Source organism: Enterococcus sp. AZ140, assembly GCF_051714405.1.
GTDB classification, from domain to species: domain Bacteria; phylum Bacillota; class Bacilli; order Lactobacillales; family Enterococcaceae; genus Enterococcus_B; species Enterococcus_B pernyi.
Map to the genome: position 1 here is coordinate 2,585,916 of NZ_JBIORU010000001.1, position 13,207 is coordinate 2,599,122.

13 protein-coding genes, 1 pseudogene and 1 other annotated feature are annotated in these 13,207 nt (G+C 37.4%); of the genes and pseudogenes, 3 read left to right on the top strand and 11 right to left on the bottom strand.

Annotated features, from left to right (window positions below):
- Nucleotides 1–177: 177 nt before the first annotated feature.
- The 3 genes from IGJ39_RS11810 to IGJ39_RS11820 form a co-directional block, all read right to left on the bottom strand.
- Nucleotides 178–528: a hypothetical protein gene (locus IGJ39_RS11810; RefSeq protein ID WP_019722297.1), complete on the bottom strand. Its 351-nt coding sequence runs from the start codon at nt 526–528 to the stop codon at nt 178–180.
- 123 nt (nt 529–651) lie between these two features.
- Entirely contained in the window at nt 652–846 is a 195-nt protein-coding gene (locus tag IGJ39_RS11815; RefSeq protein WP_019722298.1) for a hypothetical protein, read from the bottom strand.
- A 240-nt stretch (nt 847–1,086) separates the two neighbouring features.
- Nucleotides 1,087–1,710, bottom strand: a complete 624-nt coding sequence (locus IGJ39_RS11820; protein ID WP_019722299.1) for an AlbA family DNA-binding domain-containing protein — start codon at nt 1,708–1,710, stop codon at nt 1,087–1,089.
- Nucleotides 1,711–2,344: 634 nt separating this feature from the next.
- Between IGJ39_RS11820 and IGJ39_RS11825 the strand changes: the two genes are divergently transcribed.
- Nucleotides 2,345–2,602, top strand: coding sequence for a hypothetical protein (locus IGJ39_RS11825; protein WP_019722300.1), 258 nt, complete (start codon nt 2,345–2,347; stop codon nt 2,600–2,602).
- Nucleotide 2,603: 1 nt separating this feature from the next.
- Here IGJ39_RS11825 and IGJ39_RS11830 read toward each other — a convergent pair.
- The 5 genes and pseudogenes from IGJ39_RS11830 to rplK all read right to left on the bottom strand — a co-directional run bounded on the left by IGJ39_RS11830 (nt 2,604) and on the right by rplK (nt 7,013).
- Nucleotides 2,604–4,086 (bottom strand): annotated as a pseudogene (locus IGJ39_RS11830) (IS1182 family transposase).
- 407 nt (nt 4,087–4,493) lie between these two features.
- Nucleotides 4,494–4,862, bottom strand: a complete 369-nt coding sequence (rplL, locus tag IGJ39_RS11835) for a 50S ribosomal protein L7/L12 (protein ID WP_010734285.1) — start codon at nt 4,860–4,862, stop codon at nt 4,494–4,496.
- Between the two features lie 58 nt (nt 4,863–4,920).
- A complete protein-coding gene (rplJ, locus tag IGJ39_RS11840) occupies nt 4,921–5,424 on the bottom strand; it encodes a 50S ribosomal protein L10 (protein WP_010734284.1) in 504 nt (167 codons plus the stop codon).
- 170 nt (nt 5,425–5,594) lie between these two features.
- Nucleotides 5,595–5,720: a sequence feature (ribosomal protein L10 leader region), on the bottom strand.
- A 79-nt stretch (nt 5,721–5,799) separates the two neighbouring features.
- A complete protein-coding gene (gene rplA, locus IGJ39_RS11845; protein WP_010734283.1) occupies nt 5,800–6,489 on the bottom strand; it encodes a 50S ribosomal protein L1 in 690 nt (229 codons plus the stop codon).
- Between the two features lie 101 nt (nt 6,490–6,590).
- Nucleotides 6,591–7,013 carry a 50S ribosomal protein L11 gene (rplK, locus tag IGJ39_RS11850; RefSeq protein WP_010734282.1) on the bottom strand — a complete coding sequence of 141 codons (423 nt, stop codon included), beginning with the start codon at nt 7,011–7,013 and terminating at the stop codon, nt 6,591–6,593.
- Nucleotides 7,014–7,333: 320 nt separating this feature from the next.
- On the opposite strand from rplK, the gene sdaAB reads away from it, so the two are divergent.
- Together sdaAB and sdaAA are read left to right on the top strand one after the other, a co-directional pair.
- Nucleotides 7,334–8,002: an L-serine ammonia-lyase, iron-sulfur-dependent subunit beta gene (gene sdaAB / locus IGJ39_RS11855; protein ID WP_010734281.1), complete on the top strand. Its 669-nt coding sequence runs from the start codon at nt 7,334–7,336 to the stop codon at nt 8,000–8,002.
- A gap of 15 nt (nt 8,003–8,017) precedes the next feature.
- On the top strand, nt 8,018–8,890 hold the full coding sequence (gene sdaAA / locus IGJ39_RS11860; protein ID WP_195273325.1) for an L-serine ammonia-lyase, iron-sulfur-dependent, subunit alpha: 873 nt from the start codon (nt 8,018–8,020) through the stop codon (nt 8,888–8,890).
- Between the two features lie 114 nt (nt 8,891–9,004).
- Here the strand turns inward: sdaAA and IGJ39_RS11865 are convergent, their stop codons facing one another.
- The 3 genes from IGJ39_RS11865 to IGJ39_RS11875 all read right to left on the bottom strand — a co-directional run bounded on the left by IGJ39_RS11865 (nt 9,005) and on the right by IGJ39_RS11875 (nt 13,207).
- Entirely contained in the window at nt 9,005–10,315 is a 1,311-nt protein-coding gene (locus IGJ39_RS11865; RefSeq protein WP_195273326.1) for an amidohydrolase, read from the bottom strand.
- Nucleotides 10,312–12,036 carry an adenine deaminase C-terminal domain-containing protein gene (locus IGJ39_RS11870; RefSeq protein WP_438764805.1) on the bottom strand — a complete coding sequence of 575 codons (1,725 nt, stop codon included), beginning with the start codon at nt 12,034–12,036 and terminating at the stop codon, nt 10,312–10,314. Before IGJ39_RS11870 ends, IGJ39_RS11865 begins: the two co-directional genes overlap by 4 nt.
- A 109-nt stretch (nt 12,037–12,145) precedes the next feature.
- Nucleotides 12,146–13,207, bottom strand: coding sequence for an ABC transporter substrate-binding protein (locus IGJ39_RS11875; protein WP_438764807.1), 1,062 nt, complete (start codon nt 13,205–13,207; stop codon nt 12,146–12,148).

The following is a 13,207-nucleotide window of genomic DNA, read 5'->3' on the forward strand; positions in this document are numbered from 1 at the left end:
TCATACTTACTCTTTTCGAATCCATCTTCAACTATTGTATATCGTTCTTGATCATAACTGATAAGTAAATAGCGATCTTTTTTGAACGTAAGAATTTTTAACTTAAAACAATCCTTCGATTTAAATTTTCTTTTCAAAAATTGCTTTAATTGCTTTTTACAAATCATGTTCATTTTACTATGCCTCTACTTTCTTGATAGACTTAGTAATTCTGTGATTTTTATTGAATCGATGAATAAATTTGTTTACTTCTTTATCAAATAATTCTTTTTTTAACGTTCGACTAATATAAAAAACTTGTACCTTTTTATCCTCTATCATAAAAGCAATTCGGAAATTTTCTTTTCCTAAGCGGATTTTCATTTCATAAATTGATTGTTTTACAGGTGTATCAACAAGTTTGATTCGATAAAAGTTGTGTGTCAAGTACTCATTCACTTTATATAAGATTATTTCTTGATACCTTTTTGATTGATTCTCAGAAAATATATTCAGAATTTCTTTACTGACTTTAACTTCATATGTCATGCCTATCCCTTCTTACATATATTTTTAAAGTTTATCTATCCACACTTTCTCACTGATAACCTTTATGAAATTAAGTACGTGTTGTCCTTCTATTGCTTTGCCTGATTAAAGTTTCAATCATTGTCACTTTTCTATGATAGTGACATTTGCTTTTCCACAAGTTAATTCTTGTTCTAATATTGACTTTATTTGCAATGCACATTCTTTTGAAAATGGTTCAGCTTCTTCCCATGATCCTAATAATGGATAATTATGGCGTACTGTTTTAACATACTGTTTATTTTTTACTCCTCGCGTTTGGACTTCTACATAATACATAACTATACCTTCTTTGTTAAATTATTTATGTAAAGGCTACTCTTTCAAGCAGCTGAGAAAAAAGTGTCAGAAAACACAGAAGATCATGTACCACAACATAATTATAGTCTATAAAAACAAGGATTTTTATTCGTTTTAATTATATCTGCTATAAAAAATACCACCCGAAGGTGGATGGGAATGGCATTTAGTTGGGAGTTGGTTTGCGCGACGATTTTAGTATAAAAATTATTCAGAACATTAATTAAAAAACGGAAAATATCCCACAAGTGTCATTGAGGGAGATTTTACTTTACTAAGCTCTAAATATTTAGAATTATTCGTATTTTTATAAAGTAGATTTCTATATTCGTTCACTGTTTCAAGATTTAAATCGTCTATGTCATAGTTTTGCAACAGCTCACTATCAATATCATTCTGCGAGTCTACGATTAGATATTTAAATTGTGCATCATCTGCAATACGATCTCCATCGTCTGTTCTAATATATGTTTTACTTTTGTTATTGTTTATATAAACAGGTCTTCTTTCATACGATGCTTTGGGTACATTTATTTCTATAATAGATTTACCTGATACTTTGAATGTTTGAACATCTTCATTAGTAAGTAAATTAACACTAACTTTTTGTTTATCATGAATACAATTCCAAAATTCCGTAATAACTTTTTCTGGGTTGTCGACTCCAACTATTTGGTATTCTTTTTTGGATACTAGCTCTTCTATACCTAAAATTATAATTCCGCCATTAGTATTTGCAAACGCACTATAAGTTGACCATACATCATTCGATAGTTTAGTTTGAGACTTTTTAAACTCAAGTTGGAAATTTTCTCTTGGTTCTGTGAAGATTTCATCTTTCAATTCAATAAACTTAATTTTTTACACCCCCTGATCTTAATTCAAAAGCATTTCAAAAGTATTCTTCTTTGAAAAAAGTTGCTATTTCAACCTTTCCAAAATAAATATACTCAATAGTCTAGATAAATCAAAAGTATTTCAAAAGAATTGACAATATAAAAATTCGAGATATAATTTTAGGTTTAATATATTTTAATCTGAATATTATGCCCATCATTAGATAGAGAATAACTTTAATGAGAGGTTTTTTTGTATACTCTAGGACTCGAACCTACACCCCTTCTATTATGAGCTAAATACTCTATCTAACTAAGCTAAAGGTACAGGTTGTTACCACTAATTTATTTTTGAGTATGTAAATGAGAAATCGCGGCAACAAACTTGTTATCATAATAAAGGTACGTGTATGGACGGTTATGAAATTGATTATTTTGATATGATGACAAAAATATTTTGTTGAATAATTTTTACCTTCGTCACTAAGCATTAGTTCATATAAGCTATTCACATATAGTATTATGTACTTTTATTATGTTCTTCTCCTTTATGCAAATAAACATATACAGGGGTTTTATTTTGAAGAATTTTTGGCAACGTCCTATACTTGAATTATCAAATAAAAAGGACGTGAAGATAAATGTCAGATTTAGAACACAAAGAAGAAAAAACTTTAGACAAAATTGTTGCTACAGTCAATAAACTGGATAAAGAATTAAATGAACTTGATACGTTATCTGAAAATCCAGAAAAAAAACACAACCTAAAAAAATGGTTAGTTGAACGTAAGGCGATCCATGAAATCAAAAAAATTCTTCATGAAGCTGATAAATACGAAAAATATGATGAAAAAGAACTCGATAAAGAGTTTAAAGAAATTAATGATCTATTACAATAATCTATTTAAACGACTCAAAATGAGTCGTTTCAGATTGTAGACAAACCTTATGTAAAAATGAGGTTTGTCTTTTTTATATGTATGTTTTCAAGAATTAAAGAGAAATAGCTTTGTTTTTCTAAAGAAAAACACTCCTTTCTTGCTCTGCCTTTTTTGATTTTTACTAGTTTTTTCATATTTAGGCAGGCAAAAGTAAGCCCAATTTTCATGTGCATTTTTTCAATTCCTATTTGATTCGTATAACGTAATCCGTGAAATTCTTTTGCTGTACCAAAAATTCGTTCAATTGTTTCTTTTCTTTTTCTGTATAGGTCTTTAAAATTTCTTTGGTGACGTATTTCCTCACATCGTTCGATTGCTTTCGCCCAAATATGTCTGGTGATTACTTTTGTATGATTTTTTGAATTTGTACAAGTAGATAGAACAGGACAATTTTTACATTCTTCTGGATTACTTTTGTATTCTAAATATCCTTTTCGATTCGTTGTCGAATAAGTGAGGATCTTATCATTAGGACAGATATAACAATCATAATATTCATCGTAGGCATAGTCGTTCTTCTTGAAATAACCCGCTTTCGTCATGGGTCGCTTATAAGGGAAAACAGGCGTCAGCTTCTCTTCGAGAAGTAATTGAGCGATTGCTGGCGTTTTATACCCAGCATCCATAATCAATTTATCTAGAGTAAAAGCTCCTTTGAGCTTTTTAAATAAAGTAATAAACGTACGACTATCATGTAAGTTTCCTGGGTGGGTCGTATAGCCTAGTATCCAGCCATTTTTATCACATGCTACTTGTGCGCTATAAGCAAAAACTTCTTTATGCTCACCTTTATGAAACCAACCACTTTCGGGATCAGTCGTACTTGTTTTTTTCATAGCTATTTTAGTTTCTGCGTTTGTTTCTTTTAAGGGCTTTTTTAGGCGTTTTTCTCGATCTTTTTCAATTTCTTTTGTCAATTTTTCCGTATAAAAGAAGGCTTGATCCATCACTTCGACGGATTCTTTCTTGTTTCGATTCGCATGTGCTTTAATATGCGTCCCATCAATAAAAACTTCAGAGGTATAAACGATTCCTTCCATCATACATTGTGCTAAAATCTCATAAAAGATTTGTTCAAATGTAGTGGTTCCTTTGAACCGTCTCGTATAGTTTTTACCAAATGTAGAAAAATGAGGAACTGCATCTTCTAACCCTAACCCCAAAAACCATCGATAAGCGTTGTTCACTTCAATTTCTTTGATGGTTTGTCTCATGCTTTTAATACCAAAAAAATATTGAATCATCGGTAATTTAATTAGAAGAACGGGATCTAAGCTTGGCCGTCCTTGGGTTTCATCATATTTATCTTTTACCAAATCGTAAATAAAAGAAAAATCAATAAACTGATCCATTTGTCGTAATAAATGGTCTTGGGGAACTAAGTCTTCAAGAGCAAAAAAGCCCATCTGTGCACGCTTACTCATATCTTGTTTTGAGAGCATCGGGTTACACCTCCAATTCATAGTTTTATTTTAACGTATAAAAAAAGACAAAGCACTATAAATAAGTACTTTGTCTACAATCTGAAACGACTCAAAATGAGTCGTTTTTTTTATACAAAAACACTATCAGAAATCGTCTGGATAATAGTTGAGTTATAAGAAGAATGTACATGAACCGAAATACCTTTTATCTACTATCATCTATCGTCAACTATATCTAATATCGAATAAGTTTTAGCAATAGATTTGATAAACGCCTTTATTTTCTGCTCATGATCAGATGGTGTTTGTATTTTCACTTGTGTTGCTACGGTTTAGAACTAGAAATAAAAAGCATTTCAAAAAACAAAAAAAAAGGCTAAAAACCTTAATCAATAAGGTTTTTAGCCAATCAAAAATCAATAAAATTATTTAACTGTTACAGAAGCGCCAACTTCTTCAAGTTTAGCTTTTAATTCTTCAGCTTCTTCTTTAGAAACGCCTTCTTTAACTGGTGCAGGAGCGCCATCAACTACAGCTTTAGCTTCTTTCAAGCCTAAGCCAGTTGCTTCACGAACTGCTTTGATAACTTTAACTTTTTGGTCTCCAGCTGCAGTTAATTCTACAGTGAATTCAGTTTGTTCTTCAGCAGCAGCACCGCCACCAGCAGCAACTGCAGCTACAGGAGCAGCAGCAGATACGCCAAATTCTTCTTCAATAGCTTTAACTAGGTCGTTAAGTTCTAGGATAGTTGCTTCTTTTAACTCAGCAACGATGTTTTCAATGTTCAATGCCATTTTTGTTTCCTCCATTTTAAATGTTCTTTTTTTATTTATTGTTTATGCTATGCGGCGATTAAGCTGCATCTCCATCTTCTTTGTCTGCGACTGCTTTGACAGCGTAAGCCACGTTGCGGACTGGCGCTTGTAGTACAGATAGCAACATAGATAGAAGTCCTTCGCGGTTTGGCAATTTTGCCAATGCTGTGATTTCTTCCAATGTAGATACTTTACCTTCGATGATACCGCCTTTGATTTCTAATGCTTTTGCTTCTTTAGCAAATTCGTCCATGATTTTCGCTGGTGCTACTACATCTTCGTTACTGAATGCAACGGCTGTAGGGCCAGTGAAAACTTCGTCCATGCCTTCTAGGCCGGCTTTTTTCGCTGCACGTGAAAGGATTGAGTTTTTGATAACTTTCATTTCAACGTTAGCTTCACGAAGTTGTTTACGTAAGCGAGTTACTTCATCAACAGTTAATCCACGGTAGTCAACTACGACTACAGAAGCTGCTTCAGTAAATTTTGCACTTACTTCGTCAACGATTGCTGCTTTTTTTGCGATAATTGCTTCACTCATTTTTGAGTTTCACCTCCTGAATTTTGATGGAAGAGTTTTTTACGACTGAATCGTTTGTTCATCATCTAATCACTTCGTTCTTAGTGATTCTACTCGCTTGCGCTCGAAAGGAGACTCCTTTCGCTCAACTCAATGAGTATTGTTCATCATCTAATCTCTTCGTTCTTAGTGATTCACAACAAAAAACTCTATGCCACCGTAGACATAGAGGGACTATTGAATATATTCAATAAACGTCCTCGGTAGGAAATTAAGGCTAAGCCACCTACTGTCTTCGGTACAAGTTAATTATTAACCTCAACTAGCTTAGCACGCTAAACTAGTTGAGTCAAGAATTATTTTTCAGTTGGATCAATCAACGTCCTAATCGTTGGATTAGAAAGAAGCTTGGTCTACATGGATACCAGGTCCAAATGTTGTTGTTACAGTAATGTTTTTCATGTATTGACCTTTAGCTGCAGATGGTTTAGCTTTCACTAATACATCATGGATTGCAGCAAAGTTTTCAACTAATTTTTCGTTGTCGAAAGAAACTTTACCGATTGGTACGTGGATGTTTCCAGCTTTGTCAACGCGGTAAGTTACTTTACCAGCTTTTACTTCGTTGATTGCTTTTGTTACGTCCATTGTTACAGTACCAGTTTTAGGGTTTGGCATTAAGCCTTTAGGTCCTAATACACGTCCTAGACGACCAACAGTAGCCATCATGTCAGGTGTTGCAACAACTACGTCAAAGTCAAACCATCCGTTTTGGATTTTTTGAACCATGTCGTCGTCACCAACGAAGTCTGCACCAGCTGCTTCAGCTTCTTTTGCTTTGTCTCCTTTAGCAAATACTAAAACAGTTTGTGTTTTACCAGTTCCGTTTGGTAATACAACAGCTCCACGAATTTGTTGGTCTGCTTTTTTAGGGTCTACGTTTAGACGGTATGCAACTTCAACTGTTGCATCAAATTTTGCAATGTTTGTTTCTTTCGCTAATGCTACTGCTTCAGCGACAGAATAAACTTTACTTGAATCCACTTTTTTCAATGCTTCTTGCATTTTTTTGCTCTTTTTAGCCATTTTGGTTCCTCCTTGATTGTGGTTATAACGGTTGTACCTCCCACGTGTCCTATACCTTTCAATACAGGGCCAACTGAGAAGCTACTTTCTTAGGGTGCAGATTATTCTACAGTGATCCCCATGCTTCGTGCAGTTCCTTCAACCATGCGCATTGCTGCTTCAACGTTAGCTGCGTTTAGGTCTTCCATTTTTAATTCAGCGATTTCTTTTACTTGATCGCTAGAAACTTTAGCAACTTTATTTTTGTTTGGTTCACCTGAACCTTTTTCGATTTTCGCTGCTTTTTTCAATAATACTGCAGCTGGTGGTGTTTTTGTAACGAATGTGAATGAACGGTCTTCGTATACAGAAATCACAACTGGAATGATCAAACCTGCTTGATCAGCTGTACGAGCATTGAATTCTTTTGTGAATCCCATGATATTGATACCCGCTTGACCTAGTGCAGGACCTACTGGGGGAGCTGGAGTTGCTTTACCTGCAGGAATTTGCAATTTAACGATTTTTTCTACTTTCTTTGCCACGAGACATACCTCCTTAAGTCCGTGATGTGGTTAATTGGAGATGCATATTTCTCCTCCCACGTATTGTCAGTTGATCTTAAAATCAATTGACATATCATGTACATAACGAATGCACACTGATACAGTATAGCAAATTTTTCTCTTTTTTCAACAATTTTTTCTGATTATTTTCACCTTTATCCAAAAAAAAGCTAAATATCTGGTTAAAACGTAAAGAAATCTCTTTATAAATCGCTTATTTATGCTAAACTTACGCCTGTATGAACCTAATACATATTATGTATAATAAATAAGTTCTTCTATTCTAATGAGGTGAAATAATGAAAGATCTAAAATACAGAAGTGTATTTGATATTATTGGTCCTGTCATGATTGGACCGAGCAGTTCGCATACTGCTGGAGCAGCAAGAATCGGAAAGATCGTCCGTAGTATTTTTGGCGATCAACCAGATTCTGTTGACATCTACCTATATGAGTCTTTTGCCAAAACCTATCGTGGACATGGTACTGATATTGCCTTAGTTGGAGGATTATTAGGCATGGAACCTGATGATTCTCGTTTAGCAGATTCGTTAAGGTTGGCTCATGAAGCAGGTATGGAAGTATTATTCGTACCTAAAAGTGAAAAAGCCGATCATCCTAATTCCGTCAAAATGTTGTTGAAAAAAGGCAGTCGAAAGCTTTCGGTTACAGGCATCTCAATTGGTGGGGGCAACATCCAGATTTCTGAATTGAACGGCTTCAAGATTTCATTAAGCATGGGAACACCGACCTTGATCATCGTCCACCAAGACGTTCCTGGCATGATTGCTAAAGTCACCAATATTCTTTCAGAAACCAACACCAATATCGGTACAATGACAGTTACTCGTGAGTCAAAAGGCGAAAATGCCATTATGATCATGGAAGTGGACGATCCTCAAGTAGAAGATACCGTAAAAAAACTAAAACAGTTACCAAATATTGACAGTGTCAATTATTTCGAGTAAAGGAGCAGACGAGGTATGTTTTTATCAATTGAAGAATTAGTCCAACAAGCACAAGACTACCCTAGCGTTGCCGAATTAATGATCGCAGTTGAGATGGAGATGAGCGGTCGTTCTCGTGAGCAGATCATCAAGATCATGGAAAAGAATCTACTCGTGATGGAACAATCGATCGCAGAAGGAAATGCCGGCGTAACTTCTGTCACAGGAATTACTGGCGGCGATGCCAAAAAGATGGACAACTATCTTTCTCACGCCGATTTTCTTAGTGGCGAAACAATCTTGACCGCGGTTCGCAACGCCATTGCTGTGAACGAAGTCAATGCCAAAATGGGATTGATCTGTGCAACGCCTACTGCGGGCAGCGCAGGAGTGGTCCCTGGTGTCTTGATGGCCGTACGTGATCGTTTGCAATTATCCCATGAACAACAACTCGACTTCTTATTTACAGCAGGCGCTTTTGGCTTGGTCATTGCGAACAACGCATCGATCAGCGGGGCTGAAGGTGGTTGTCAGGCAGAAGTCGGATCGGCGAGTGCGATGGCTTCCGCTGCCTTGGTTTGCGCGAAAAACGGCACCGCTCATCAAGCCGCTCAAGCTGTGGCAATCACGCTTAAAAATATGATGGGTTTGATCTGCGATCCTGTCGCTGGCCTCGTCGAAGTCCCTTGCGTCAAAAGAAACGCTTTAGGTTCGTCACAAGCATTCATCTCTGCTGATATGGCTTTAGCTGGCATCGAAAGTGTGATCCCACCTGATGAAGTGGTCGCTGCCATGTATCAAGTTGGCAGACAGATGCCTTCGATCTTCAAAGAAACCGCAGAAGGCGGACTTGCAGTGACACCTACCGCGAAACGATTGACAAAAGAAATCTTAGAAAAACAAGTATAGTTATTTCTTATATAAAAAAGCTGAATCAGAAAATGCACAAAATTCATTATCACCAAAGACATGCCGAATAACCATGGTAGCAAATTCGTTGCCATAGTTATTCGGTTTATTTGTTTACATCCTCTGCTTTGCTTCAAACACAAATTGCCCCATTTGTTCATAGAGGTCAGCTTTGATTTGTTCAAAGTCATGATGGACTAACTGATGATCACGTACAAGCTGTCTGCCATCTACCCATACATGTGCTACATTGGAAGCATTCGCTGAATAAACTAAAGCAGAGTATGGATCAAAAATCGGAAACATATTCACAGACTGCGTCTCAACGATAATAAAATCTGCCTTGTTCCCTACAACAAGCTGACCAGTCTCTTTAAAATCTAACAACTCCGCCCCACCTCTAGTGGCTAAACGGACAATTTCCTTTGCTGGGAAAAGCGCACGATCTTTTTCAAAAGTTTTATGGAAATTGGCAAATAACTTCATTTGTGCAAAGAGATCCAAAGTATTGCCACTACTTGGACCGTCTGTACCTAACCCGACAGTTAAACCTGCAGAAAGCATAGCTTTAACTGGTGCTACACCTTTCGCTGATTTTGTGTTCGCACCGATGCAGTGAGCAATTCCGACTTGCTCTCTTGCTGTAGCGACTAAAGCAATATCCGCTTCTGTCATATGGATACAATGGGCCATGATCAACGGTCTGTTCATAAAACCTAAGTCTTTCAACAACTCGAATGGTGTTTGTTGATACTGCTTCGCTAATTCCTGCATTTCATAGTCCATTTCTGCCACATGTAAGGTGATCGGCACATCGAATCGTTCACTCAATTCAACTGTCCGCTTCAATCCTTCATACGTATTGGTATTCGGCGCATGAGGAGCCAACGCAGGCGTAATCAATGAATGGTCTTTCCACTTTGGCAAGAATGTCTCACAATAAGTCAAACCGCCAGAAGGCTCTTCATTATCACACACAGGCATATCAATGATCGTTTCACCAAGGATTGCACGAATCTTAAACTGATCACATACTTGCGCGACTTGATCTTCAAAATAATACATGTCACAAAAACCAGTCACACCACTAAGCAACATCTCACTGATTGCATAGGCTGTACTCGCTGCCACTAGCTCTGGGGTCATGAACGCTTCTAATGGAAATAAGAACCGACGTAATCGATCTGGTACATCGTCTCCTAAAGATCGAAAAGGAATCATCCCAGCATGGGTATGTGTATTCACAAAACCTGGCAACAAGATGCCGCCTGCTCCATCGATGACTTCCTCCGCAGAAGCTATCCCTTCCTGCCATTCTCCTATCTCAATGATACGATTTTCTTCAATCCGTACATACCCGTTTTTGTATTCAGTCAGTTGATCATCCATCGTTAGAACGTGGACATTTTTTATCAATGTACTCATAACAAAACACCATCACTTGGAAAAACCAGCGGATAAAATTCCTGTGTTTTCGTATTCATCATTCCTTTATCTGTCATTTTGATCGCAGGTGAAACTGGTAGTGACAAAGTAGAAAACGACATGATCTCATTCATGTTTTTATAGCCTAGATTTTGCATTTCTCTACGCACAGTTTTTAAATCTTGGCCTAACTCTTCAATGGGTGCTTGTGAAACGATCCCACCAATCGGTAACGGACAAGTTGCTGTTAACTTGCCAGCATTTACCACCACATAGCCACCCTGCAATTCCAACAATTTTTGCTGAGCCAGCAGAATGTCTTGGCAATTATTCCCCATCACCATCACGTTATGATGATCATGCGCCCAAGTCGTCGCAATACTTCCTGGTTTCGAAATAGGTTCTTCCATCAAAGCATACGCCACATTGCCGTTCTTCCCATAGCGTTCCATCACAAGCAATAAGGCGCAATCCGAATTTTCCCAATCGAGATACCCATCTTTCACTGGAATGTTCTTCGTGATCCGTTCCGTAAACGTTCCAACCTCATGCTTACGAATAACATTACAACGAACGCTTGGCAAATTCGTTTTGACTGGCAACCGTAGATCATCTAAAGAAAGCTTTTTACAATGGACCGTTTGACTGTATGAAGCAGGAAATTGTTCGATTTTTTCTGGATAAGTGATCGCCTCACCTTGCCTGTAGACCTCTTTGCCCGATTTAAAGACCGCAGAAATAGCGAATGTGGATAAATCATCTAACAAAATAAAATCAGCCATCCTTCCAGGTCCAATCAATCCCCGATCATTCAAGCCCATTCTACGTGCAGGCGTATAAGTCGTCATATAGATTGCTTGTTCGACTGGCAGCCCCGCCTCAACTGCTTTTTTCAAATTTTCATTTAAATGCCCAGTGAGTAAATCATCTGCCATCACATCGTCTGTGATGATACAAGCATAGTCATAATACTCATTTTCCGTGATCACCGCCATATTTTCCGGTGTGATCGACTTGTTTTGGAATTGGATGAACATGCCATTTTCAATTTTTTCTGCTAAGGATTCCGGAAACTGATGCGTATGATCAGAAGAAATCCCGCTATACATAAATGCTGCCAATTCTTCTTCGTAAATTTTAGGACAATGTCCTTCCAACGGCATCGTGGGGCGTTTTTCTTTACATAGATCAATGATTTGACGAATCAGCGAAGTTGGTTCATGGGCAATACCGTGGAAATTCATTGCTTCGCCTAAACAAATCACTTTTGGATTGTCTAACAACTTTTCTGTTTCAGCTAACCCAATGATGCCACCGGTAGTTTCTAGTTCAGGTGTAGTGGAAGGAACGGACGATGGGATCGCATGGAAAATATCTAATTCCGTTTCTGCAGCCATAAATTCAGTCAATCCCTCAAGACCAAAAACATTTGCCATCTCATGCGCATCCGCAATCACTGTAGTCACACCAAATGGTAAAACGGCCTTTGAAAAAATACTTGGCGTAGTCATTGAACTCTCAATGTGCATGTGGCTGTCAATCAAGCCAGGAATCATGTATTTCCCTCGACCATCAATTTCTTGAAGGATCTCCAAGTGACTCAGATCCTTTGTTGTGATGTAATAAAATTTTTCACCGCTGACTGTGACATGTTTCTTCTCAAAACATTGTTTGGCTGTGTTGTACACTTGAGCATCTCTAATCAGTAAGTCAATCTTCACATTTTTCCCTCACTTTTATTGTCCTTAGACAAGAATAGGGGGCTGTGCGCTTCCGACACAACCACCCCAATGTTTATTTTTTCAATGATTTCCCGTTATAGGAAAATGTTTATTGGTTGATCAAACGATTCCAACGGTCGATCCAGTCAGTCATTTGACTATTCACGAAATCAAAGTCGATGTTTTTTGCTCGGTCAGCAACTGCACCATAAGTCATATTACCAGCTTCTTCTTCACTTAATTCCACTTTATCATTCGTCGGTGCTTCATTTAATGAAAGTGCCTTTGTTTTTTGTGATTCTTCGCTAATTCTATAGTTGATGAATGAGTAAGCCAATTCTTTGTTCGCTGCTTCTTTTGGAATATTGATCGTATTGTAGTTCGCATATGTGCCACTCTCAGGGACCACGTATTCGATCGTGTCAGAATCCCCTTTGACGATATCATAAGCAAAATCCATCACGATCGCTGCTTCAATTTCTCCTGCTTGGAACATATTTGCTAAGTCAGAAGATCTTGCATAAGTCTTAACGATATTTGGTTTCAATTCTTCTAAGGCTTCAAATGCTGCCTCGCCATTGTCATCTTCAATCGCTACACCCGCATGATCACTTGCAATATACATCATCAAAGGTCCGGCAGTCGTCGTGATTTCCGGGATCGAGATTTTTCCTTCTAATGCTGAATCCCAAAGATCTGACCAGCTAGTAATTTCTTTTCCAACTTTTTCTCTGTCGTAAACGATACCTACACTGTTTACGGCAATCGGAACACCTGCACCACTATCAAAGACTTCCTTCGCTCCTTCAGTTAAGTCCGCTAAATTCGGGATTTTTGATTCATCTAGTTTTTCAAATAATTCTTGAGAAGCCCCATCCGCTGAGTTCGCTTGCGCTAACTCAATCACGTCGATTCCTCTAGGATTACTGATTAATTTGTTGAAGCGATCGCCACTGTTACCTAGATCCATAGTGATCTTCGCATCGAATTCTTTTTCAAAAGGATCCATCACATCGCTTTTCACGATATCTTCGCTTAAACCAAATGTTGATACAACTAGATTTTTTGACTCTTTCGCTTCGGAAGAATTAGTTTCAGATCCTCCACCGCAAGCTGTCAATACAAACATACTTGCTAAAACTACTGAACTTACTAGAAAGCCTTTTTTCAC

What these genes read in the sequence shown, in the direction of transcription:
- IGJ39_RS11810 (WP_019722297.1), bottom strand. Translation starts at nt 528, where the DNA reads ATGACATATGAAGTTAAAGTCAGTAAAGAAATTCTGAATATATTTTCT.
- IGJ39_RS11815 (WP_019722298.1), bottom strand. Translation starts at nt 846, where the DNA reads ATGTATTATGTAGAAGTCCAAACGCGAGGAGTAAAAAATAAACAGTAT.
- IGJ39_RS11825 (WP_019722300.1), top strand. Translation starts at nt 2,345, where the DNA reads ATGTCAGATTTAGAACACAAAGAAGAAAAAACTTTAGACAAAATTGTT.
- rplL (WP_010734285.1), bottom strand. Translation starts at nt 4,862, where the DNA reads ATGGCATTGAACATTGAAAACATCGTTGCTGAGTTAAAAGAAGCAACT.
- rplJ (WP_010734284.1), bottom strand. Translation starts at nt 5,424, where the DNA reads ATGAGTGAAGCAATTATCGCAAAAAAAGCAGCAATCGTTGACGAAGTA.
- rplA (WP_010734283.1), bottom strand. Translation starts at nt 6,489, where the DNA reads ATGGCTAAAAAGAGCAAAAAAATGCAAGAAGCATTGAAAAAAGTGGAT.
- sdaAB (WP_010734281.1), top strand. Translation starts at nt 7,334, where the DNA reads ATGAAAGATCTAAAATACAGAAGTGTATTTGATATTATTGGTCCTGTC.
- sdaAA (WP_195273325.1), top strand. Translation starts at nt 8,018, where the DNA reads ATGTTTTTATCAATTGAAGAATTAGTCCAACAAGCACAAGACTACCCT.
- IGJ39_RS11865 (WP_195273326.1), bottom strand. Translation starts at nt 10,315, where the DNA reads ATGAGTACATTGATAAAAAATGTCCACGTTCTAACGATGGATGATCAA.